The organism is Pseudomonas putida (assembly GCA_041879295.1).
GTDB classification, from domain to species: Bacteria; Pseudomonadota; Gammaproteobacteria; order Pseudomonadales; family Pseudomonadaceae; genus Aquipseudomonas; species Aquipseudomonas putida_Y.
Genome location: CP047152.1, coordinates 3156395 through 3178127, shown reverse-complemented (window position 1 = coordinate 3178127; position 21733 = coordinate 3156395). Strand labels below are relative to the sequence as shown.

Here is a 21733-nt window from a genome sequence, read left to right as displayed (position 1 = left end):
TGATGAGTTAGAGGTTTTGGAGGGGGGTGAGAAAACGGTAACCGATCCATGAACCCCACCTACCACAAGGTGGAAGCCAAGGTTACCGTGGCATCTCTGGCGAACAGTTCCATGGCAGCAGCGCTTCGTAGTCTGCTACCGATGAGGCGTGCGGCAGTCGCTCCAGGACGTGGCGCAGCCACGTATAGGGCTCTTGGCCGTTGACCTTGGCGGTTTCGACCAAGCTGTAGATCTGCGCGCTAGCCGTGGCTCCCGTGGGCGTGTCACTGAACAGCCAAGCTTTGCGCCCGATCACAAACGGCTTTATGGCCCGCTCTGCCAGGTTGTTGTCGATCGGCAGGTGGCCCGCCTCGACATACCGCTCCAAGCGGTTCCAGTTGTTTGCCAGGTAAAGCACCGCCTTGCCCAGTACGCTTTGCGGTGTCACCTGTGAGTGCGTCTTGTCGAGCCAACTTTTCAACTGCTCAAGGATCGGCAGGCTTCGTTCCTGACGACCGAGGAATCGCTGTTCATCGCTGGCATCCTTGAGGTCGCGTTCGATGCCATACAGTTTGTTGATCATCGTCAGCGCAACATCGGCGCGACCGGTCTTGCCCTTAGGCTGCACCTTCTGCGCTTCGACGAATTTACGCCGGAGATGCGCCATGCACGCCAGTCGTTCAACGCCCGGCTGTAGCGCCAACGCGTTGTAGCCGGCGTAATCATCGGTCATCACGTAACCGCGATAGCCCTCCAGCAGGCGCAGCGGCACCTCCTGCGCGCGGCTGGTGGTGTAATCGAACAGCACGACTTGTCGATCAGGCGGGCCACTGGCCTGCACCCACATCCAGGATTGGCTGGTCGGATCACGATCCGGCTCTTTGAGCACCTGCACGCGAGTTTCATCGCAATGGATCACCGGGCTTTCCAGCAGGCGGTCACGCATCAGGTTCAGCAGTGGCTGAAAGTGTTCGCTGCACTGGATGACCCAGCGGGCCAGGGTTTGCCGGGGGATCTCGATACCATGTCGGTTCAGCACCGTCTCGAAGCGGTGCAGCGGCAGGCCATCGACGTACTTGGTGGTCAGCAACATCGCCAGCACGCTGGGGCTGGCCATGCTCTTTTCAATCAATTGGGCCGGCTTGTCAGCGGTGACCGGCGCGGTTTCGCAGCCACGGCAGCCATAGATTTTGCGAACGTGTTTAAGCACACGGATCTGCATCGGCACGATGTCGAGTTGTTCGCTGGTTTGCTCGCCAATCACGTGTTTGCGGCAACCACAGGCGCAAGTCAGTTCGTGCTCGGGCAAGTCATGAATGACTTCAATGCGTGGCAGGTCAGCCGACAGTGGCTTGCGTTTGCCGCGCTGCTTGCTTGGCGCAACAACTTCTTCGTCGGCATCATCAGCGGTAGGTACCCACTGACTTTCGGGTTCATTGAACAACGCCAGTTGGGGCGTGTTGGACTCGACGGTTTGCTCGGACTTGCGATTGAATAATCGGTCACGCAGCAGCTTGACCTGTCCTTTAAGATCGACGATCTGACCTTTGTCGACCGTGCGCTCGACCAACAACTGCGCAAGCAGTAGTTTGAGCGCGGCAGGGTCGTCAGGAAGGTTATCGGGCACTGAAATCATGGCCCGGATTACCCGGTCAGGCGACGAAACGAGGAGTCAAAACCTGATGCGGACGGTTGCGCCAGAGTTCGAAACCGTCGAGTAGCCAATTCAGTTCCTGGACGGTCAGCACGATAGCTTCGTCGGTCGCGTCGGGTGAAGTTTTGAAACGCTCGGCTTCGAGGCGCTTGAGCCAAAGGCAGAAGCCGTTGCGCTCCCAATACAACACCTTGATGCGGTTACGGGCTTTATTGAGGAAGACGAAAAGTACCGGGTCGAACACGGCGACCTTGATGTCCAGTTCGACCAGGGCAGTGAGGCCGTCGATGGACTTTCGAAAGTCCACGGGCTTGGGGTAGAGGTAGACTTTTTCGACTTTGCTGTCGGGGCGCATCATGGTGGGCTGGCTCCAGAAAGAAATCGGGAGCACAGCATCGGGAATCAGGTGGGCGGTTGGAATGTGGGGATGATGGATCCCTTACGAAGCGCTTCCTCTGGCAGGGGCTGAGGATGCTGCGGGAGGAATCGCCTGCGAAGAGCATCTTGTACCTGTACGAGCCGGGTAGCTATGCGCCGTTGGCGCGGGTTGATCAGGTTGAAGGGGAAGGGCAGAAGGTTTACTACTTCCATACTGACCAGATTGGTACGCCGCTGGAGCTAACGGACAGCGATGGCAAGATTGTTTGGCAGGCGACGTATCGGTCTTGGGGTTCGATAAAGCAATTGGTTGTCGATAAGGTCGAGCAGAACCTTCGGTTCCAAGGGCAGTACTTCGATCATGAGGCAAGTCTGCATTATAATATGTTCCGCTATTATGATCCTGAAATGGGTAGATTTATAGTGCAGGATCCATTAGGTTTGATGGGGGATAATCTTTATCGTTACGGCCCGAATCCAATACTATGGATTGATCCTCTCGGCTGGATGCCATTGGCCAACCCAGTTAAAGTGGGGCATCACATGGTTCCTCATTTTTTAGCTACCTCTTTAGGGATACCCCGTTCAACTCATTTAATAACGTCCCTTCCATGTTCTGGCTGGAGCCTGGGCAATGGAATAGAATGGAGCACAGCGGTATGCACGGTTACAATGGTTTGGGCGCGAGTACCAAGCCGGCCGTGACGCTAGATGCTTTCAAATCCGAAGGCCTAACGAATGAGAAATGGTTGCAGTCGTTGGAGGCACATTACAATAACCCGGAAATTTCCCACCTTAGAGGGGATTTAAGGCTTGTTGAGAACGGAAATCCTGGGCGTATTATTGCTGCAAATGTTTCCCCTGCCGAGGGTTGGGCAGCAACCAAGGCATGGGCGCGATCCAAAGGTGCAAGTTTGCCAGGGTGTAGTTGATGAATAACGCTAAAGTTAGTTACGTAACAGTTAATGATTCGAGGCTAGTGGCTGGCGGTAAGCTAGAGATTGGTAGTGCGGTAGTGGGGTTGAATGAATTCGATTTTGGCGAGTTTGGGTCTATCCAGAGAAAAGTTGTTGTAGGCTGGTTTGGTGAAGAGCGAGCTAGATATGCTAGTGCTGTGCGTGCGCGAGAGATTTCCTCCAAGGAAATATCCATAATTGTCGAGTCCGACGGGCCAGTTGTACTAGATCTCGGCTGCGAAAAACTATTGCTGGACGAACAGAGGCAGGCTCGAAACTTCTACAAGTTGTTTGTTGAAATTTCATTAGAAGTTCCGCTGGAAGCGTTTGGTGAGGTGCCGGATCATATTAAGCCGCTACTGCAATACTCCGAAATATTGCATGTCACGGTTTCCCTCTCTAGCGGCGATGTAGGCACGCACATAGAATCAAGTTCCAAGCGTCCGGTGTATGATGGGTACGGAGAGTTGGGTTTTTACCTTGCTGACTTGGATAAAATGAATGAGTATGTTATTTCCAGGTTGGGTAGTGGCGTTATTAATCTTAAGGACGCATTCTGCCAGACTGAAATTGCCAATGAGCTGTTTTCGGAAGGCTTATTAGTTTTAATTTGGGGGATGACGCCGTGGCACTATTATCTGTATGGCTTGAGCGGGCCTGAAGATGCTGCTTATATCCCAAAACTCATGAATCCCCAGTTTCAAGGTACCTATAGATTGCGTCATGATATTCAAAATCCAAGCGTTGTTCCAGGTGAGTTTTTGCTGAATTGGCCTGAATACCTTGGCAAGAGCTTTCCAAAGATACACATAGGTGGGGAAGGGGAGTTGTTGAAGGTCGAAATCAGTGTCATGGGTTTTTACATTCCAAATGTCGGCGTTGGACCTCCGCTGTCGGTAATCACTGCCAGCAGGGAAGAAAATGAGCCTATTATTAATCCATTGCTAATGGTCGATATTGAGGCTGTAGAGCCTGGGCTATGTTTTGATGTGTCGTGAGATGCTGTTTGTAAGGTGTGGAATTGAACGCATAATTTTATAACAGGTTTGTAGTGGATGCGATTACGGGGCGCTTGCTATGAGTGAGAATGAAGAGAATTACTATGTTATGAACTATAACTCGACGGAGGCAGGATGTCCTGTGAGCATGGCAGGTTTTTTCAATTGCCAGAAATTCGAATGGGATCCCTACGAATCGAATCCTGAAAGGTTGGATATAAAGCATCACTATAGTCTTGAGTTGACGAGTTTGGATTTGGATTTGGATTTTGGAAATTTAGATTTCGATTTTTATCAGGTCGGTGCTATATATGTTTCAAAAAAATTCTTAGACGTTTGCGATAGTGTGGGTGCCAAGTACAGGGCTGTTCCCTTTGACTTGAAGTCTGGAAACAAAATAAGACAAGGTGAATTTTTTATTTTTCTTCCGGGCGAAAGCTTGGTGGCGATGGATAAAGAGCGTTCCATATACGAAGTGTCAAAAGATATTGACAGCGGCGTCATAATTAACAGTCCGCTTTACCCTTGCTCGGTGAGTATTGATAAAATAGACTTGTTTGTGGTTTCTAAATCTGTAAAAAGTGATATTTTTCGTTGCCAAGAGACGCTGGAGTTATTTTGCAGTGAGCGGTTCTTGTTGGCGGCAAGTGATTTAAAGGGGGTTTCGTTTAGTAAGGTGGATAGTTCCTATAAGTATGATCCATGGGCGGAGTTTGATGAGCTCTAATTGCTATTGATACAAGGTGATTTATAAACTATCTACTAAATATTAACCCAGTTGACCAAGGCCGGTACCCAAGCCGGCATGAAAGCCGTCATGCCTTGCGCCCTGAAGTTCACGTCCGGCTTCGTCGCCGGTGAGGTGGCCAGCCGTTACGTGGTCGAACCCGTGGCCCGCAGAGCTATCGGCGGCCTGGTCGGCAACCCCGTCGACATCGCGATGGGCCGCAAGCTGATCCCCGATGAAATCGACTTCAGCCTGCCACAACCCGATCCACCGCCGTTACCAGTACGACCCGGCCGGTGAACTGGTGCGTACCCTCGACAAGCTACGCGGCGAGATCAAGGACGAATACGAAGCCAACGGCCAGTTGCGCAGTCGCGATACCGGCTCGTTGATCGGCAGCGAGGAATTCCGCTAAGACCCGGCAGCCAACCGCCTGGACTTCAATGCGCGGCAGTTCGACAAGGTCAAGGACAACCGGATCAAACAGTGGCGCGATCAGGAGTACCGCTACGACCCGTGGGGTAACCTGATCGAGAAGCGCTCGGGGCACAGCAAGCTGCAGCACTTCAGCTATGACTGTGAGAACCGGCGGGTTAAAGCTGAAACGTATGTCGGTGACAGACTGGAGAGCACCGGGCAGTACCGGTATGACAGTCTGGGACGGCGGGTGGCCAAACAGGCTGAAATCAAGGGCGAGGTCGAGCAGAAGCGCTTCCTGTGGCAAGGGCTGAGAATGCTGCGCGAGGAGACGCCTACGCAGAGCATCTTGTACTTGTACGAGCCGGGTCGCTATGCGCCGTTGGCGCGGGTTGATCAGGTTGAAGGGGAAGGGGAAGGGCAGAAGGTCTATTACTTCCATACTGACCAGATTGGTACACCGTTGGAGTTGACGGACAGCGACGGCAAGATCGTTTGGCAGGCGACCTATCGCTCTTGGGGGGGCGATAGAGCATCTACCTGTTAGTAAGGTTGAGCAGAACCTACGCTTCCAAGGCCAGTACTTTGATTATGAATCAAGCCTGCACTACAATACCTTTAGATATTATGATCCGGAAGCTGGGTGCTTTGCTACTCAAGACCCGATTGGATTAGCGGGTGGGCTAAATTTATATTTTTATACGCTCAATCCTATCAATTGGATTGATCCGTGGGGGTGGTCTGGTGTAGACGGTAGTGGCCGTCCGCTATCTGGTTCAAAATATAGCGTATGGACCAGTGTAGAGATGCTGCAAGAAATTCATAGTTTGAACAGGGGGCGCATTTCAAATATGCTAATGGAGAGCTATACAATCGTACGCTACAATACCCTGAGCTTAAGGCTGCTTTACCCGCTGAAGTAGTGGAGCATATTCAACCCGGACCCAGAGGAGGCTTCAGTGACAGAAGCCCACCAAACCACTCTTGGCACCATAATGCTCAGTCTCCTAAAGATATAGAGCTTATTCCGAGAGCGCAACACCAAGCGAAGGGACCGGTGCAAGCCAGTTCACACCCTAATCAAAAGGGTGGATTTAAGGCATTACAAAACACATCGTGCTGAGGTGGTTATGAGAGTTTATAGCATACGGGAAGTTCTAGAGAATCTGGATAAAATGCCGGACTCTTGGTTCTATTTACCAAATAGCAATTGGACCCTGGATACAAAGGGTGCGTTCTCATTAGATAGTCGTGACTTTCCCCCAGATTCGACTGATTATCTCCCGCCGCAGGTGGCTAATGAAGGATGGATCGAAACACTAGACACTCCAATGATACAGGATGTAATTAATTATACGGACCAGCAGCTTCCCTCGGCCACTGTTGAGGATTACTTTGAGGCTTTTAAATACTATATTGAAAATGACGCTTTTTTAGAATTCTAGATTGCAAAGTTTACTAAGGATTGTTTCTAGGCTCTGTACGAAAAGTCTTGAGACGCAGGTCAGGCAAGGCGAAAACAGCCGAGGAAGCGGAGTGTACTGGAGTACATGAGCATTCCGAGGCTGTTTTCAACGCAGCATGAACAAGTATCAAGGCTTTTCGTACAGAGCCTAGGGCAAGAAGTGGCAAAGAGCTTATGTTGAGCGCAAGCCCGACGGCGAAGTGCAGCGCATCAGCCACCCGGACGGCACCACGGAAACCTTCACCTACAACGTCTACGGTCAGGTACTCAGCCACACCGACGGCAAGGGCCAGACCACCCGTCTGATGCGCACGGCCCGCGGCCTGCCGAGCAGCCGCCAGGATGCCAAGGCCTACGGGTTCGGTACGAGTACGACAAGGCCATTCTCTTTACAGGTATGCTTCAAATTCACTTGGCTGGATTGATCCCCTCGGATTGAGCCCTTGTGGTATTAAGTATGGTGAGCTGGATAGCTTGGGTCGCCCAACAGGGGTTCAGGCACGATTAAATTCTAGTCATATTAATAGTGGTACCCATGCTAATCCTAATATTCAACCCCCAGGGTTCATTACCGGGGCGGGCTCTAATAGGGCAAGAGGTCACTTGCTAGGAAGGCATTGGGTGGGGCCGGTGATGACGCGCGAAACCTCATCACAATTCAACAGCGCCCGGCTAACACGCCTGTGATGAGTGCTGTGGAGGGCCGGATAAGAAAAGCTCTAGAGCAAGGTCAAGTCGTTGACGTAAATATTGTGCCAATTTACCATGGGCCTTGCAGGATTCCAGCTGGCATTACAATTAAGGCAGAAGGCTCGGGCGGATTATTTGAAAACCTCACTGTGCTAAGCCCCCAGGAATGTAGATATGGCTATTAATAATTTGACTGCACTAATGCCTTCCCCACAAAGCCCTGTAGACTCGGGAATGGGAAGAAAATGGCCTGAAATAGAGCAGGGTCTACCATTTCCATCCGATTATATTGATTTTATCAATTTTTATGGGGCAGGGCGAGTAGCGGATTTTATACTTATTTTCAATCCATTCAGCAATAACGAAAATATAAATTTTTTCGATCAGTTTAAGTTTGTGTTGGGTGATTTGAAGGAGCTAATAGAGTCCGATCCTGATTATTATAATTATTTAATTTACCCGGCTTCGGGTGGTTTGATTCCTGTGGGCGTGACTGATAATGGTGACTACATATTTTGGACGGTTGATTCTATAGAGGATAGTGACTCTTGGGGAACTGCCATCATTGCGTCTCGGTCTCCTGATGTTGAGTATTTTCAGTCAGACTTGACTACAACTTTGGCGGGTATTCTTTCTGGGGGTGTAAAACCAAATTTTTTCCCTGACTCATTCCCGTCTGGAATGGTTAAGTTTGATGTGTTTTAGTGGATTCAAGAATTATGGCTCTATAAGTTTAGCTGGATCTAAAATTGATTGGATAGCTTTTGTATTTCAAAGTTTCGTCAAGAAGCTACAGCAATATCTGGCTTGGTCAAAGTGGTAGTGTTTGCAGGCTTGTTCTTTAATATTTGATGCCTGAGGCGACTGCCAACATTGTCTCAGTCGTTTCAGTATGCTAACCCTAGGCCTAGGTCGAGCGTTATCAGGACTGCTCGGGCAAGAGCACGTACTACCGCTACGACGAGCGTCAGCACCTGGTGGCGGTGACCGATGCGCTGAACCAGACTACCAGCCTGGAGCGCAAGCCGGAAGGCGAAGTGCTGCGCATCAGCCACCCGGACAGCACCACGGAAACCTTTACCTACAACGTCTACGGTCAGGTGCTCAGCCACACCGACGGCAAGGGCCAGACCACTCGCCTAATGCGCACGGCCCGCGGCCTGCCGAGCAGCCGCCAGGACGCCAAGGGCCAACGGGTTCGCTACGAGTACGACAAGGCCATTCGCCTGACCGCGCTGGTCAACGAAAACAACGCCACATACAGCTTTGCCTACGACGCTTCGGACCGGCTGAGCGAAGAGGTGCGGGTGGATAACCTGACCCGACGTTTCAGCTACAACGTCGGTGGCCATCTCACACGACTGGATGAGATTGCTATGGCGAAAATGCCGAGCGGCCCGAGCGCCATACGCTGTTCGAGCGTGATGCCATTGGGCGTTTGGTTGCCAAGATCAACCGTGATGCGAGCCAGACATTCGCATACGACGACGGTGACCGGTTGCTGAGCATCGAGCGGCAACCGACCGGGATCGGCAAAAGCAGCTAAGATGAACGTGGTCCGATGGCTGAGGTTCTAAGCAGTTTCCATTCTAAGCATGAAAGGGTGGTGCACATATATTCTAACCAGTGGGAGAAAGTTGGGTAGGAAGTGATGGATTAAGACGTCTTTTTAACAGCGCGCCGCCAAGCATGAAGCGCGGTCCATTCAATACTTGGAAGAAATCTTATTGGAAAGCCAGAGCCTTGGATTTTTGAGGATATAAAATGAGCTATATAGATATTATAGAATCTGAAATCAACGCCAGCGGGGAAGAGCCTGCATGCGCAGGGGGGGCATCGGATGAAGCGATAGCAGGCTTTGAGAAAGCTCTTGGTGTTAATTTCCCATTATCATATAAATTGTTTTTGAAGAAATATGGTGCGCTGTCGTTTGCGGGTGATACTTACTATGGTATAACCAAGAGCGGTATTGGTGCAACGTCTGTTCCTAATGTGGTTTTTGCCACAAAAAGTGCTAGAGCTGATGGCGATGCAAATGAGTCGATGATTGTAGTGAAAGCTTCTGGCTATGGTCCGATTTATTCCATAGATGTCTCGACTCTCGGAGGTGCTGGAGAGCCGGTCATAGTTGAAACTCAGCTTTCGTTCAAGCGAACCAAGGAAAAAAATGTAATTTATCAAAGTTTTGAGGAGTTTTTTATTGGCTCGATAAGGCAAGCGATTAGGGAGCTTTGAGTTGTAGTGAATTCATTGTGGATTTTTGTTGGTGTATGTTGGTTGAAAGTTGTTGAATAAGTGGTATGTAATTGTATCGTTGTGCAATTTTTATGAGTTGGGGCAAGGTTTGCTATCTTAGGGCTTAGGGAAACTCCGAACAAGTTGCTCATCAGTCGAAAATGGGCGGCTTAGGGATGCCGAAAAGCCCGATTTTCAGTCGCTGATTATTGGATAACCAAGGCAAAGCCTTGGTTATCTGGACTCACGGCCGCACCTCTCCCGCAACAGGCAATAATTGCCGGCGCACCATCCACAGACTCGACAGGGCAAACAGCGTGGTCAGTTGCGTCGTGTTCTTGGCCAAGCCGCGAAAACGAGTCTTTACATAGCCGAACTGGCGTTTGATCACCCGGAACGGGTGCTCCACCTTCGCACGCACTTGCGCCTTGGCCTTTTCGATCTTTCGTTCGTTGCTGGGCGTTCACCAGCTGAACCGGACGCAGATTTGGCGGCCGGGTACAGCAGCCGTGGCGTAGTTAAAGTACTGACGGGGGCCGGCGGCGCATTGGCGTCCGGCACCCAGGCTTACCTAGATGCGACGGAGGCAAAAAGCATCTCGGAGTTCTTCCAGAAGTCAGCTTACACCCAGCCGACCAATGCATTGGCCTTTGGTGTCGGTGTATTGGTCGGCGGGCTGACAGGGCCGGCTATAGTCGTGATTGCCTTGTCTTTGGGTGCGGGTTTGGCAGTTCAGTTTGTCATGAGTGACGATTTTTCGGGGATGGGCACTACCCTGGGTAATTTCTTGAAGGGGAAGGATTAAATGTTTAACACAGAACGTTTTTTTAAAAAAATCTGGTCGGTGTGGCTGCTGGTTGTGATATTGGCCCTGATGATGACCGGAGTGGCGCCGCCATTCATGGCGGTGCCGGCGATCCTGATCATTATCGTTATGACGTTGTGGTGCATCAATTGTGCTTACCGCAGTGAGCACTTTCTAAGTTTCGCGAATTTGCGTATGTTCTTCAATATGTCAGTTGCACCAATGTTCGCATCGCTGCTGACACTGGGTGTTACCTACAAAAAAATGAAGTTGGGAGCGGCAACTTCTTTGATGTTAGGGCTCGCGCCCGTCGTGCTGGTGTTGTTGACCTATGCAATGGCTTATTACTGGCGCAGTAAAAGTGATATTCTCCATTTTAAAGGGCAGCGCGTGGAATCCATCGAGCCGCCCCGGAAAGTTCAGTGGTGGCAGGCGGGTTTGGCGGCGGGCTTGAGCAGCGTGATCTATCCGCTGATGAAAAGCCATGACGTGCCGGCCACCGGGTTGATCTACTTCTTTGCGCTAATGTCCGTGTTCATGGTGTTTTACAATCGTGACAAGATCAGTGCACTCAGAGATCTGAAAGTGCGCGAAGCGAAGGAAAACCGTCAATACACGTTCATGGATATTGAAACTATTCAGAGCATGCGTGCTGCCTCGTGGTTGGGCAGGCTTTTCGCCGTACGGGCGCGCTGATGTTCACCGTTACAGGGAGTAAATTATGCTAACTGACGTTCTTTCCATGCTCGCGCCGCAAAACAGGCGATTGTTCAAGCTGAATATCCTGACACAAACAGCCAACGATGAGTTTTTGCTTGAGCACTTTTCCGGCACTGAAGAGCTTTCCAAGCTCTATGAATTCGATCTGGCCTTGCTCAGCCAACAGAGCGATGTAAAGCTCAAGTCACTGATTGGCAGCCAGGCCACGGTAGAAATCGAGTTATCCAACGGCTCTTTCCGCCACATTAACGGTTATGTTCAGCGGTTTAGGGAAACTCCGAACAAGTTGCTCATCAGTCGAAAATGGGCGGCTTAGGGATGCCGAAAAGCCCGATTTTCAGTCGCTGATTATTGGATAACCAAGGCAAAGCCTTGGTTATCTGGACTCACGGCCGCACCTCTCCCGCAACAGGCAATAATTGCCGGGGCACCATCCACAGACTCGACAGGGCAAACAGCGTGGTCAGTTGCGCCGTGTTCTTGGCCAAGCCGCGAAAACGAGTCTTTACATAGCCGAACTGGCGTTTGATCACCCGGAACGGGTGCTCCACCTTCGCACGCACTTGCGCCTTGGCCTTTTCGATCTCGCGCTTGGCTTGGTAGAGCACGCTGCGTTTGCTCAACTGCTTGTAGGTGCTGCGGCGGGCAGCGACCTGCCATATCACCTGCCGTCCCTCGTGTTCTGGCCGCTTTTCCACGCCTGTGTAACCCGCATCCGCACACACGACATTCTCTTCGCCATGCAATAGCTGAGCGACCTCCGTCACGTCAGCTACGTTCGCGGCGGTACCATGAACGTGATGCACCAGACCCGATTCAGCATCCGCGCCGATGTGGGCCTTCATGCCGAAATAGTACTGTTTGCCCTTCTTCGTTTGTAAGCGCTCCATAAACCCCACCTAACCAAAGATGGGCAGCGCACCTAGCTGTGTATGTGAGGTGTGCAATTCCATGGCAGTAGCGCTTCGTAGTCTTCGACTGAGCACGCCTGCGGCAGGCGTTCCAGTGCGTGGTGCAGCCACGCATAGGGTTCTTGGCTGTTGGCTTTGGCCGTTTCTACCAAGCTGTAAAGTTGTGCGCTGGCAGTGGCACCTTTGGGCGTGTCACTGAACAACCAGTTCTTTCTCCCGATGACAAACGGGCGGATCGCACGCTCAGCCGCGTTGTTGTCCATCGGCAAGTAGCCGTGCTCGACGTAGCGTTCCAATTTGCTCCAGTTGCTGGCCAAGTAACCGATGGCCTTGCCCAAGGCATTCTGCGTCGTGACCTGAGGTTGCGTTTTCTCTACCCAGTTTTTCAGCTGAGTCAGCAATGGCAGGCTGCGCTTCATGCGGGCAACCTTACGATCTTCGTCGTCACTGTCCTTCAAGTCGCGCTCGACGCCATAGAGCTTATTGATCAGGTTCAATGCGATGTCAGCGCGTCCTGTTTTGCCCTTGGGTTGTACTTTCTGCGCTTCGACGAACTTGCGGCGCAGCTGATGGCGTTTGGTGGGGCTCTGTTAGGAGGTGGCCTAGGCGCGAAAGGCGGAAAAGCATTTGACGCCCGATATGAGATCCGGTCTCATGGTTTCGGTTCTAACCTCGGGAATATTAAAGTTGTTAGACGGGCTGCACCTCCACCTACACCTAAGAAAGGAATATCTCCACAGCTTTGCCAGAAGTTGCGAGCGAAGACGCCCAGCAAAGAAATCCAGGCGATGGTGAATAAGGATGTTGTATTACCCATGAAGGATCCAGCGCTGCCGGGGCTGGAAGTTACAAAGCCGCTGCATGCTGATCATATCGTCCCGATGAAGACGATTACAGAAATGAAAAGATTTGATAAGTTGACATTTGAACAGCAAGGCGAGATATTGAATTACAAGCCTAGTTTTCATGGGTTGAGTGAGACTGCTAATACCTCGCGCGGCGCTAAAACTTACTCAGAATGGGCTCAGTATAAAAAGGTGGAGTAGATGTTGTTCCTGGTTTCAGAAGTAGTATGATGGGGCGAGCGATGAAATTGGAAGTTGAGTTGCGAGAAATGATATCTGGTGTTTTGTAGGAGAAATTAAATGATTACTCTTGATAATATTTTGCAAGATCTCAGTGTTGAGTTTTCTGGTCGTAAGTTGTGCTTTGATCTCAAAGACATCCCTCAAGATGTCGTCTTGCCCGCTAGTTGGGAGGGTTTCGGGCTTGGTCTTGATCTTGCGCCTGTATATCCTGAAGGTTGGGATTCATTTTTAAATGAGTTTCCAACAACGCTCGCGCTGTTCAAGGACTGCCTGCTGGGCACCGTATTATTGATAGATGCTGAGATTGAAATGGTGTATGTCTTTCATGATGGCACCAGTTTCTACTATTATGTAGGGGGGAGGCCTGTGGAAAGGGCTGAGGCTGGGGAATTCAAGCACCTTCCCAGTAGGCTTCAAGATTTTTATCGTGAAGTGCATGATGGGTACACTTTCTTTCCAGCGCGCTCAATGGGGCCGCAATGCCTTAGTGACCAGTCACGTGTTTCCGACTTAGTTGATGAGGAGGACGACTCTTTTGCTGATAAGTGGATTACGGTATTCTCGAATGGCGCCGGAGACTATGTCGCGGTAGAGGCCGACAAGCAAGATGATACGGAAGGTTTGATATGGTGGCATGAAGATCCTGTGACTCCAGAAATGGGGATTGATATTTTTGAAATTATGGATGCATGGATGGCGATATTCCTAGAAGATACTAAGTCTCGTAATGAGTTGATGGTTAAATTTCATTGATTATTGTTAATTATGGCGATGCTGAGGTGTTGATTGGACTACTGGCTTCGCCCCGTTTTCAATGTGCTGTGATTTTTCTTGCTTGCCGAAGCCAGAGTTGACATTGGCTACGGCTCGAACAGAGAGTACCGTAAGGCCGCAGTCTGTTCGCGCGCGCCACCATGGGTCGCTTGATTATCAAGCTCAATCTGGAAACCCATTAGCAATTCACCTACGACGATGGCTTCGTGCTGTTGTTTTGAAATAAGGTTTAATTGGTTCGTTTTCTGTGTGGTTTTGTTTTTTAAAAATTAGTAGTGTGTAATCGCTTGGGGAGAGCTATCATTTTCTTGCAAGTTCTTAGTTCTTACGTCATCTGACTAACTTAACTAATGCGCTGAACAAGACCACCACGCTGGCGCGCAAGCCCGACGGCGAAGTGCAGCGCATCAGCCACCCGGACGGCACCACGGAAACCTTTACCTACAACGTCTACGGTCAGGTGCTCAGCCACACCGACGGCAAGGGCCAGACCACTCGCCTGATGCGCACGGCCCGAGCGCCATACGCTGTTCGAGCGTGATGCCATTGGTCGCCTGATCACCAAACTGAATAGCGACGCACAACAGCGATTCACCTATGACGACGGTGACCGTTTGCTGAGCATCGAGCGGCTACCGACCGGGATCGGCAAGCAGCTTGGGATCACGGAAGAAAAGATTGAATACACCTACGACCTGCTCGGCCGTCTGACCCAAGAAATCACCCCTGACAGCACGCTCGGCTACGAGTACGACCCACTCAGCAACCTGACCACGCTGACCCTGCCGGATGGGCGCAAGGTCAATCGCCTGTACTACGGCAGCGGCCACCTGCACCAGCTGAACCTGGATGGTCAGGTGATCAGCGACATGGAGCGCGATGACCTGCACCGTGAGGTGTACCGGACCCAGGGCAAGCTCACCAGTTGCTTCAGTTATGACGCCATGGGGCGCAAGGGCTGGCAGAAGCCAACGGCCAGTTGCGCAGCCGCGATACCGGTTCGCTGATCGGGAGCGAGGAATTCCGCTACGACCCGTGGGGAAACCTGATCGAGAAGCGCTCGGGGCACAGCAAGCTGCAGAGCTTTAGCTATGACTGCGAGAACCGGCTGGTGCGGGCGGAGACGGTGGTCGATGGCAAGTTGGAAAGCCGAGGCGAGTGCCGGTACGACAGCCTTGGGCGGCGGGTGGCCAAGCAGGCGGAAATCAACGGCGAACTCGAACAGAAGCGCTTCCTCTGGCACGGGCTGAGGATGCTGCGTGAGGAGACGCCTGCGAAGAGCATCTTGTACCTGTACGAGCCGGGTAGCTATGCGCCGTTGGCGCGGGCTGATCAGGTTGAAGGGGAAGGTCAGAAGGTCTATTACTTCCATACGGACCAGATTGGTACGCCGCTGGAGCTGACGGACAGTGACGGCAAAATCGTTTGGCAGGCGACATATCGTTCGTGGGGAGCGTTAGAGCAACTGGTTATCGGTGAGGTCGAGCAGAACCTTCGGTACCAGGGCCAGTACTTGGATGAAGAATCGACTTTGCACTACAATATCTGACACCAATGGAGGTAATAAGATTAATTCGTACGACCATGAGAGGGAAATGAGATCCGCAACTCGCCAGCAGTACTTTGAAAATAGCTTCAATGAAAAACATCAACTCTCGGCAGAAAAAATCAATGTCGAGCTCCATAGCCTGCTGAGGAGTTTTAACGATGGGGTGGTGGAATGCACCGAACCAAACTGAATTGATTATTGGCGATATTCCCTTGGATCGGATTGGGAATCTTTTGGAGGAGCTGCAGGAAATATATCTCGAATCTTTGGGGCGGCGGCCGACGATTGATGAGGTACAGTATATGATTGAATTGTCTCTCAAAATTAATGGTCCCGGCTTGTTTCACGAACTGCAAATCAGTTCAGCTAATCATGAGGATTTTCTAGTGCGCAAAAATAAAGCTGTCAAGTACTCTGCAGGTGATGTTGTTGCATTCAAGATTGATGAGAAGTTATATGGGTTTGCGAGGCTGATAAAGAAGATTGAATTAGGTTATGTATCTGAAATTTACTCTGAAACAGCTGCTTCGCCCAGCGAAGGTCTATCTGTCATAAATAAAATAAAAAAATTCCCGGCCATATTGGATACTTTTTCGTTATTGGAAATGGGGGAGGGGGAGTGGTGTGTAGTTGGTAATGCGAAAGGGGAAAATGATGAGAAAGTGGAACGGCTGAGATTTGTGTTCGGAACTGCTCCATATGACTTGAAAAGCATAGATGTTAATGAGAATGAGCAAAAAATATCGGAAGACGATTCTACAGGGTTGCCTCCATACGAGCAGATGGGAGATGAAGACGTCAAGGAGCTCTTTGAAGACGATTGATATTTGAAAAGTAGTATTGATGCGTGCGTAGTGATTATAGTGTTTTTTTGCTTGCTTGGCATATGCGGGTGAATATAGGGTGCATGAATTTTAAGTTTTAGTTTCTGTTGTGTTGATGCATCTGGCGCTTATTTTTAGATGCGGGAATAGTGATTTTTTGGCAGGGGCTTTTGGTTCCCAGCGAGCGATCTTTAACATCATTGAAGCAGAAGCGGGTGCCGACTTTGTTCATTCGCTTTTTAAAGGGATGCTTCGCTTCTCGGGCGAAATCGACAGCCGCTAGTGTTTCCACAACGTCTACGGTCAGGTACTCAGCCACACCGATGGCAAGGACCAGACCAACCGCCTGATGCGCACGGCCCGTGGCCTGCCGAGCAGCCGCCAGGATGCCAAGGGCCAGCGGGTTCGCCACGAGTACGACAAGGCCATTCGCCTGACCGCGCTGGTCAACGAAAACAACGCCACGTACAGCTTTGCCTACGACGTGTCGGACCGGCAGAGCGAAGAAGTGCGGGTGGATAACCTGACCCGGCGTTTCAGCTACAGCGTCGGTGGCCATCTCACACGACTGGATGAGCTACGCAGCGAGATCAAATACGAATACGAAGCCAACGGTTAGTTGCGCAGTCGTGAGACCGGCTCGCTGATCGGCAGCGAGGAGTTCCGCTACGACCCGTGGGGCAACCTGATCGAGAAGCGCTCGAAGCACAGCAAGCTGCAGCACTTCGCCTATGACTGTGAGAACCGGCTGGTTAAAGCTGAAACGTATGTCGGTGACAGACTGGAGAGCACCGGGCAGTACCGGTATGACAGCCTGGGACGGCGGGTGGCCAAGGGGCTGAAATCAATGGTGAGGTCGAGCAGAAGCGCTTTCTCTAGCAAGGCATTGAGAATGCTGCGCGAGGAGACGCCTGGGCAGAGCATCCTGTACCAGTGCGAGCCGGGTCGCTATGCGCCGTTGGCGCGGGTTGATCAGGTTGAAGGGGAAGGGCAGAAGGTCTATTACTTCCGTACGGATCAGATTGGCACGCTGTTGGAGCTGACGGACAGTGACGGGAAGATCGTTTGGCAGGCGACGTACCGTTCTTGGGGTGAGATAGAGCTACTGAAGATCAATCAAGTTGAGCAGAATTTACGATTTCAGGGACAGTACTTAGACTCGGAAACCGCCCTCCATCAGGGGCGCGGCACTCAGCGGAAGATGTATTACGGTATAGGTATCATAATACATCTGGGTCCGATCAGGCCCCTAAACCGATATTTTTTGGCGACGGCCAAGCTGGCAAAAATATTGACAGGGGGCTCGAGCAGCGAGTTTTTTAAGATCGCGGTGGGCTTGCGGAAACCTCGAGCTTACTAAGCCCAGTCGGAGCCAAAAATCCCAATGCGGCCACCTATCTCGCAGCTGCAGATGAATATAAAGTGAAAGCCAGCGCGGCTAAAGTTATTAAAACAGGAGCTTATGGATGTTGAAAAGAGTGAGGTGGGTTGAGAATTCGGTTTTGGTCGTGAAGTTAGATGATGCTCTCTTTACCTTGGCCCAAATGAGAGTTAATGGGTTGATGGAGTTTTTTGATGTTTTTAGCGATAATGATGATTGGCGAGGTTGTGATCTGAATATTGCTGACTTGCTGTTTTGTATTTTTGTTGCAGAGAAGCGGCTAAAGTCTTTGTTTGTGAGGGTTCTCGAAGAAGGCGAGGTGGTAGTAAATCACCGCCCCATTCCTAGGCAAATGCTTTCTTTTGAATGGGTTGCCGAGGATACTTATACTGCTGACCTTATCGAGTTAACTGACCGATACTCGAGCGTTGGGGCACGGGTGATTAAATCAAATCTTTCTGTTGACGCTGATTTGGATGTTATCAATTCGCATGATTTTTGTGGTGTCTTTGGTGAGCCGGATAAGCTCAAAAATAGACTTAAATTTTTTCATGATGCAGGCGTTAATTGGGATGAGCAAAAAAAATTCATATACCCAAGCTTGGAGCGGCCTGAAAATTTCCCCGTGACTTAGTAAGCCCTATATCGGCAGATTGGATTCGAATATGGAAATCCCTGATATTTTTTTGAGCCGATTGCAGTTTTCAGAAGATGGTGCGTATTGCTTAGCTGACTTATCACCTATGTTGAATCGATTGGTGGCTGATTTGATTGAGGCGCCTCGTTACCATGTCGGCTCAGCACCGTCTCGAAGCGGTGCACTGGCAGACCATCGACGTGCTTGGTGGTCTGCAACATGGCCAGCACTCTGGGGTTGACCATGCTCTTTTCGATCTATTTGCCGGCATGTCAGCGATGACTGGAGCGGTTTCGCAACCACGGCAGCCATAGACTTTGCGCACGTGTTTGAGCACACGAATCTGCATCGGCACGATATCGAGTTGTTCGCTGGTTTTCTCGTCAATCACGTGGTTGCGGCAACCACAGGCGCAAGTCAGCTCGTGCTCGGGCAAGTCATGAATGACTTCAATGTGTGGCAGGACAGCCGACAGTGGTATGCGTTTGCCACGCTGCTTGGATGGCGTTACGACTTCTTCTTCGGCATCAAGTCGGCTAGGATGATCTCGGTATAACTATCGAGCATAATAAGTCGATGGTTTGATATTGGGGTGGGCAGGGGGAATTCAAATGGGGCTGTAAGAAATGGTTATTGTAATAATATGAGTCTAAAATTACACTCGGCTGAACAATTCAGAGGGTGCTAAGATGGGCGCTTCTGGGTTTGGGTGTCGGCTAGATTTTGGGCCGAATTACGTATAGGGTGATGAATTATATGATATCGAAAAGTGACTTGCTTGAAGAGTACGACAGTGTAAAAGTACTTGCTGGAGGTATATATTTTTTTCAAGACAAAATGCGGGATTATACCTATAATTATTGGTTGAGGTCTTCCGGGCTCCAAGATTTGATTGTGGTTTGTCAGGATGAGCTAGTCGATCAGCTAGCGATTGATGTTATAAGCTCCGTCTCGTCAAATTTAAATTTATTCGCCCCAACGGTATTTGAGCTCAAGGGCGTTACAGCGAACTTCACGCACGTAATGGTGGTTCCGCCCATCTACCATGGCTATTTGAAAGGCGTGGAAGGTGTCGATAGAAAAAATCTTTTTTTATGTCTGCCAATTTATAGATGTGAGTTTTCTGGTTGCGAGTCAGTAGATGATTTTAGGGAGTTGCGTTTGCACTATATTCCGGTCCTGAACTGGCACAGGGAAAAGCATCCTAAAATGCGCGTCTATTTTGATAACCCCAGGACGGGCGGTGGGACTGACGAGGCTGGCGCCTATTTTCAGTGGTCAACCCTGCTTAGAGAGATTGATAATATCAATGGCGTTTCAGACGGATTTATTGAGATTACAAACTGGTCCGGACAAGTCGTAGAGGTTATTTCTTCTAGTGCAGATGTGTATGTTTTGATAAAGGATCGGCGGGACGAGCAGGTACTTTCGCTGGATGATCTAATTTTTAAGATTAGAGCTTTCGTGTTTGCCTGATTGTATTTTCTGTATCTGTTGATCTTAAGTCTACAGGGGGCCACGAACAAATTTCGCGAGCGCTATCAGGACTGCTCGGGCAAGAGCACGTACTACCGCTATGGCGAGCGCCAGCACTTGGTCTCGGTAACGGACGCGCTGAACCAGACCACCACGCTGGAGCGCAAGCCCGACGGTGAAGTGCTGCGCATCACCCGGATGGCGCCACGGAAACCTTCACCTACAACGTCTACGGTCAGGTGCTCAGCCACACCGACGGCAAGGGCCAGACCACCCGCCTGATACGCACGGCCCGTGGCCTGCCGAGCAGCCGCCAGGATGCCAAGGGCCAGCGGGTTCGCTACGAGTACGACAAGGCCATTCGCCTGACCGCGCTGGTCAACGAAAACAAGGCCACGTGCAACTTTGCCTACGACGCTTCGGATCGGCTGAGCGAAGAAGTGCGGGTGGAATTGGACGATTTATTTCTCATGACCCCATAAGCTTGCTGGGTGGTGATAATTTATACATTTTCGCACCTAGTACCACTGGATGGATTGATCCTTGGGGGCTAAGCTGTCGGCCAGAGTATCTGGGCAGAACGCCGGGCAAATTTAACAGGACCGGCCGAAAGCTAATTGGAATGATAGAGGTGGATTCTTTGGAGCTAAGTCTAAGGAGGTTATGAAGTGGATGCTGGATCCGAAGAACTATGATCTAGAGCATTATTCGTACAACAGGTCGGCAGGTGCAAAATTGAATCAGTTTTACCGGTCGCCAGATAATATTGTTGGTCCGCACGAAAGTTTTCAGTATTAAGGTGCTTATGAAAGATCTGTCGGAAGTGAACTTGCAGCTGTCTCAAAGAATAGTAGTGGTTGTGGAGTCTGGAAATGAATTACAAGAGAAAGGAGATTATCAGGCTGCTTTAGAAAAGTACAAAGAATCGTGGAGTATGCTTCCTGACCCAAAAGAGCAGTTGGATCTTTCCCATTGGATCGAAAAATGCAATTCCGAGGTCTATTTAAAGCAGCAAGATTATGAAAGTGCGAAGATATGGGCGCTCAAGGCGATTGAGTCGAAACCACCTCGAGAAACGTCCAGTTTTATTATTCTTGGTGCATGTTTTCTCGGGTTGGGTGAGGAGAGACATGCATTTGACGAAATGAAAAAAGCTTTCGAAATGGGCGGCGAGAGAGCATTCAAGGGATTTGATAAAAAGTATCTCGCCTTCTGGTTGAAGGCCATATGATCCTGCAACTGCTGAGTTAGAAGTTTTGGATGGGGATGAGAAAACGCTGACGATTCAAGTGCAGCAAACTAACTGCAAAGCTCGGACACGTGCCAAGGTCGAGCATCCGTTTCGGGGGATCAAGCGCCATTTCGGTTTCGTGAAAGTGCGTTTTTGTGGGCTGATGAAAAACACGGCTCAGTTGACCACACTGTTCGCCGTGTCGAACCTGAGGATGGCTGGAAAACAGCTGATGGGTATGGGTGAACTGCGCGCTTAAAAGGGAAATCTGGGCGAAAAGCCTCTGAAAACATGACGCATTGAGCGCTTTTTCGATAGATAGCTCTGCGTGATGGGGAAATATCAACTTACCGCCCCGCACGGCAAGTTGATCGGCGCTTCCTTAGATGCGCTTTGTTTCTGCATGTTGATTATGTGCTTTCTGGTCAAGACGCTTAGATTAGGCACAATTGGCGCTCTGTGTCTGATTGATCAAATGGATTGAACTCATGAAAAGATGGCAAGGCTGCCCGCCCATCATCCCTGGGAGGGTTTCTCCCCCATGCGCGCCTTGAGCTTGTGCAGGGTAGGGGACTCGCCCCCGGACAGCTCGATACGAAACTCGGCGAAGGCGTGCTCGAGATCGGCATACTGCTGCAGCCCTTCTTCGGTGAACAGATAGCTTCCGGGGATGTCACGCCATTCCATCGGGGTGCGGATCCGCTGCTGCTTTGCCGCGTTCAACAAGAGCGTCAGTTCTACACTCAACTTCATGGCGGCCGGGTCGTGTGACTTCAGCCGGTCAATGATGACACGCAGCGCTATCGATTTTTGCCGGAGTGCGTAAATGTCCATCGTG

At 50.6% G+C, this 21733-nt stretch carries 14 protein-coding genes and 20 pseudogenes; 27 read left to right on the top strand and 7 right to left on the bottom strand.

Annotated elements, in window-relative coordinates; genetic code table 11:
* Positions 1–82: 82 nt before the first annotated feature.
* Both GST84_14610 and tnpB read right to left on the bottom strand, forming a co-directional pair.
* Positions 83–1615, bottom strand: a complete 1533-nt coding sequence (locus GST84_14610; protein ID XGB13490.1) for an IS66 family transposase — start codon at positions 1613–1615, stop codon at positions 83–85.
* Positions 1616–1631: 16 nt separating this feature from the next.
* Complete coding sequence (gene tnpB, locus GST84_14605) at positions 1632–1988, bottom strand: IS66 family insertion sequence element accessory protein TnpB (GenBank protein XGB15779.1); 357 nt, start codon at positions 1986–1988, stop codon at positions 1632–1634.
* Positions 1989–2104: 116 nt separating this feature from the next.
* On the opposite strand from tnpB, the pseudogene GST84_14600 reads away from it, so the two are divergent.
* From GST84_14600 to GST84_14545, 12 genes and pseudogenes are all read left to right on the top strand, one after another.
* Positions 2105–2518, top strand: a pseudogene (locus GST84_14600) (type IV secretion protein Rhs).
* Between the two features lie 424 nt (positions 2519–2942).
* Complete coding sequence (locus GST84_14595) at positions 2943–3965, top strand: hypothetical protein (protein XGB13489.1); 1023 nt, start codon at positions 2943–2945, stop codon at positions 3963–3965.
* 148 nt (positions 3966–4113) lie between these two features.
* Positions 4114–4692, top strand: a complete 579-nt coding sequence (locus tag GST84_14590) for a hypothetical protein (protein XGB15778.1) — start codon at positions 4114–4116, stop codon at positions 4690–4692.
* Between the two features lie 90 nt (positions 4693–4782).
* Entirely contained in the window at positions 4783–4992 is a 210-nt protein-coding gene (locus tag GST84_14585; GenBank protein ID XGB13488.1) for a hypothetical protein, read from the top strand.
* Positions 4928–6032: pseudogene (locus tag GST84_14580) on the top strand (hypothetical protein). The gene GST84_14585 and the pseudogene GST84_14580 overlap by 65 nt, the downstream one beginning before the upstream one ends.
* Positions 5948–6232, top strand: a pseudogene (locus GST84_14575) (sugar-binding protein). Before GST84_14580 ends, GST84_14575 begins: the two co-directional pseudogenes overlap by 85 nt.
* 524 nt (positions 6233–6756) lie before the next feature.
* Positions 6757–6956 (top strand): annotated as a pseudogene (locus tag GST84_14570) (RHS repeat protein).
* Positions 6957–6991: 35 nt separating this feature from the next.
* Positions 6992–7449: pseudogene (locus GST84_14565) on the top strand (Rhs-family protein).
* Positions 7439–7969: an SMI1/KNR4 family protein gene (locus GST84_14560; protein XGB13487.1), complete on the top strand. Its 531-nt coding sequence runs from the start codon at positions 7439–7441 to the stop codon at positions 7967–7969. The pseudogene GST84_14565 and the gene GST84_14560 overlap by 11 nt, the downstream one beginning before the upstream one ends.
* A 227-nt stretch (positions 7970–8196) precedes the next feature.
* Positions 8197–8283 (top strand): annotated as a pseudogene (locus GST84_14555) (hypothetical protein).
* Positions 8284–8301: 18 nt separating this feature from the next.
* A pseudogene (locus GST84_14550) lies at positions 8302–8801 on the top strand (sugar-binding protein).
* A gap of 227 nt (positions 8802–9028) precedes the next feature.
* Positions 9029–9499 carry an SMI1/KNR4 family protein gene (locus tag GST84_14545; protein ID XGB13486.1) on the top strand — a complete coding sequence of 157 codons (471 nt, stop codon included), beginning with the start codon at positions 9029–9031 and terminating at the stop codon, positions 9497–9499.
* Positions 9500–9743: 244 nt separating this feature from the next.
* Here GST84_14545 and GST84_14540 read toward each other — a convergent pair.
* A pseudogene (locus tag GST84_14540) lies at positions 9744–9950 on the bottom strand (transposase).
* 39 nt (positions 9951–9989) lie between these two features.
* On the opposite strand from GST84_14540, the pseudogene GST84_14535 reads away from it, so the two are divergent.
* From GST84_14535 to GST84_14525, 3 genes and pseudogenes are all read left to right on the top strand, one after another.
* Positions 9990–10304: pseudogene (locus tag GST84_14535) on the top strand (hypothetical protein).
* Positions 10305–11000: a hypothetical protein gene (locus tag GST84_14530; protein XGB13485.1), complete on the top strand. Its 696-nt coding sequence runs from the start codon at positions 10305–10307 to the stop codon at positions 10998–11000.
* Positions 11001–11025: 25 nt separating this feature from the next.
* A pseudogene (locus GST84_14525) lies at positions 11026–11292 on the top strand (type VI secretion system tip protein VgrG).
* A gap of 118 nt (positions 11293–11410) precedes the next feature.
* Here the strand turns inward: GST84_14525 and GST84_14520 are convergent.
* Together GST84_14520 and GST84_14515 are read right to left on the bottom strand one after the other, a co-directional pair.
* Positions 11411–11902, bottom strand: a pseudogene (locus GST84_14520) (IS5 family transposase).
* Positions 11903–11946: 44 nt separating this feature from the next.
* Positions 11947–12498: pseudogene (locus GST84_14515) on the bottom strand (transposase).
* On the opposite strand from GST84_14515, the pseudogene GST84_14510 reads away from it, so the two are divergent.
* The 7 genes and pseudogenes from GST84_14510 (at position 12499) to GST84_14480 (ending at position 18185) form a co-directional block, all read left to right on the top strand.
* Positions 12499–12633: pseudogene (locus GST84_14510) on the top strand (Rhs family protein).
* Positions 12634–12723: 90 nt separating this feature from the next.
* Positions 12724–13070, top strand: a pseudogene (locus GST84_14505) (hypothetical protein).
* Positions 13071–13080: 10 nt separating this feature from the next.
* Positions 13081–13776 (top strand): hypothetical protein, encoded by a 696-nt coding sequence (locus GST84_14500; protein XGB13484.1) that lies wholly within the window; start codon positions 13081–13083, stop codon positions 13774–13776.
* A 418-nt stretch (positions 13777–14194) separates the two neighbouring features.
* A pseudogene (locus GST84_14495) lies at positions 14195–15340 on the top strand (hypothetical protein).
* A gap of 164 nt (positions 15341–15504) precedes the next feature.
* Entirely contained in the window at positions 15505–16170 is a 666-nt protein-coding gene (locus GST84_14490; GenBank protein XGB13483.1) for a cytoplasmic protein, read from the top strand.
* 349 nt (positions 16171–16519) lie between these two features.
* Positions 16520–17344: pseudogene (locus tag GST84_14485) on the top strand (hypothetical protein).
* 292 nt (positions 17345–17636) lie between these two features.
* Positions 17637–18185, top strand: coding sequence for a hypothetical protein (locus tag GST84_14480; GenBank protein ID XGB13482.1), 549 nt, complete (start codon positions 17637–17639; stop codon positions 18183–18185).
* Between the two features lie 137 nt (positions 18186–18322).
* Here the strand turns inward: GST84_14480 and GST84_14475 are convergent.
* A pseudogene (locus GST84_14475) lies at positions 18323–18717 on the bottom strand (IS66 family transposase).
* A 227-nt stretch (positions 18718–18944) separates the two neighbouring features.
* On the opposite strand from GST84_14475, the gene GST84_14470 reads away from it, so the two are divergent.
* The 5 genes and pseudogenes from GST84_14470 (at position 18945) to GST84_14450 (ending at position 21154) form a co-directional block, all read left to right on the top strand.
* The gene (locus GST84_14470) at positions 18945–19664 is read left to right on the top strand and encodes a hypothetical protein (GenBank protein XGB15777.1); all 720 of its coding nucleotides are present in this window, start codon (positions 18945–18947) and stop codon (positions 19662–19664) included.
* A gap of 57 nt (positions 19665–19721) precedes the next feature.
* Positions 19722–20146 (top strand): annotated as a pseudogene (locus GST84_14465) (sugar-binding protein).
* Positions 20147–20327: 181 nt separating this feature from the next.
* Positions 20328–20462, top strand: coding sequence for a hypothetical protein (locus tag GST84_14460; protein XGB13481.1), 135 nt, complete (start codon positions 20328–20330; stop codon positions 20460–20462).
* 7 nt (positions 20463–20469) lie between these two features.
* Positions 20470–20895, top strand: a complete 426-nt coding sequence (locus tag GST84_14455; GenBank protein XGB13480.1) for a hypothetical protein — start codon at positions 20470–20472, stop codon at positions 20893–20895.
* A 73-nt stretch (positions 20896–20968) separates the two neighbouring features.
* Positions 20969–21154: pseudogene (locus GST84_14450) on the top strand (transposase).
* A 175-nt stretch (positions 21155–21329) separates the two neighbouring features.
* On the opposite strand, the pseudogene GST84_14445 reads toward GST84_14450, so the two are convergent.
* Positions 21330–21729 (bottom strand): annotated as a pseudogene (locus GST84_14445) (hypothetical protein).
* Positions 21730–21733: the final 4 nt, after the last annotated feature.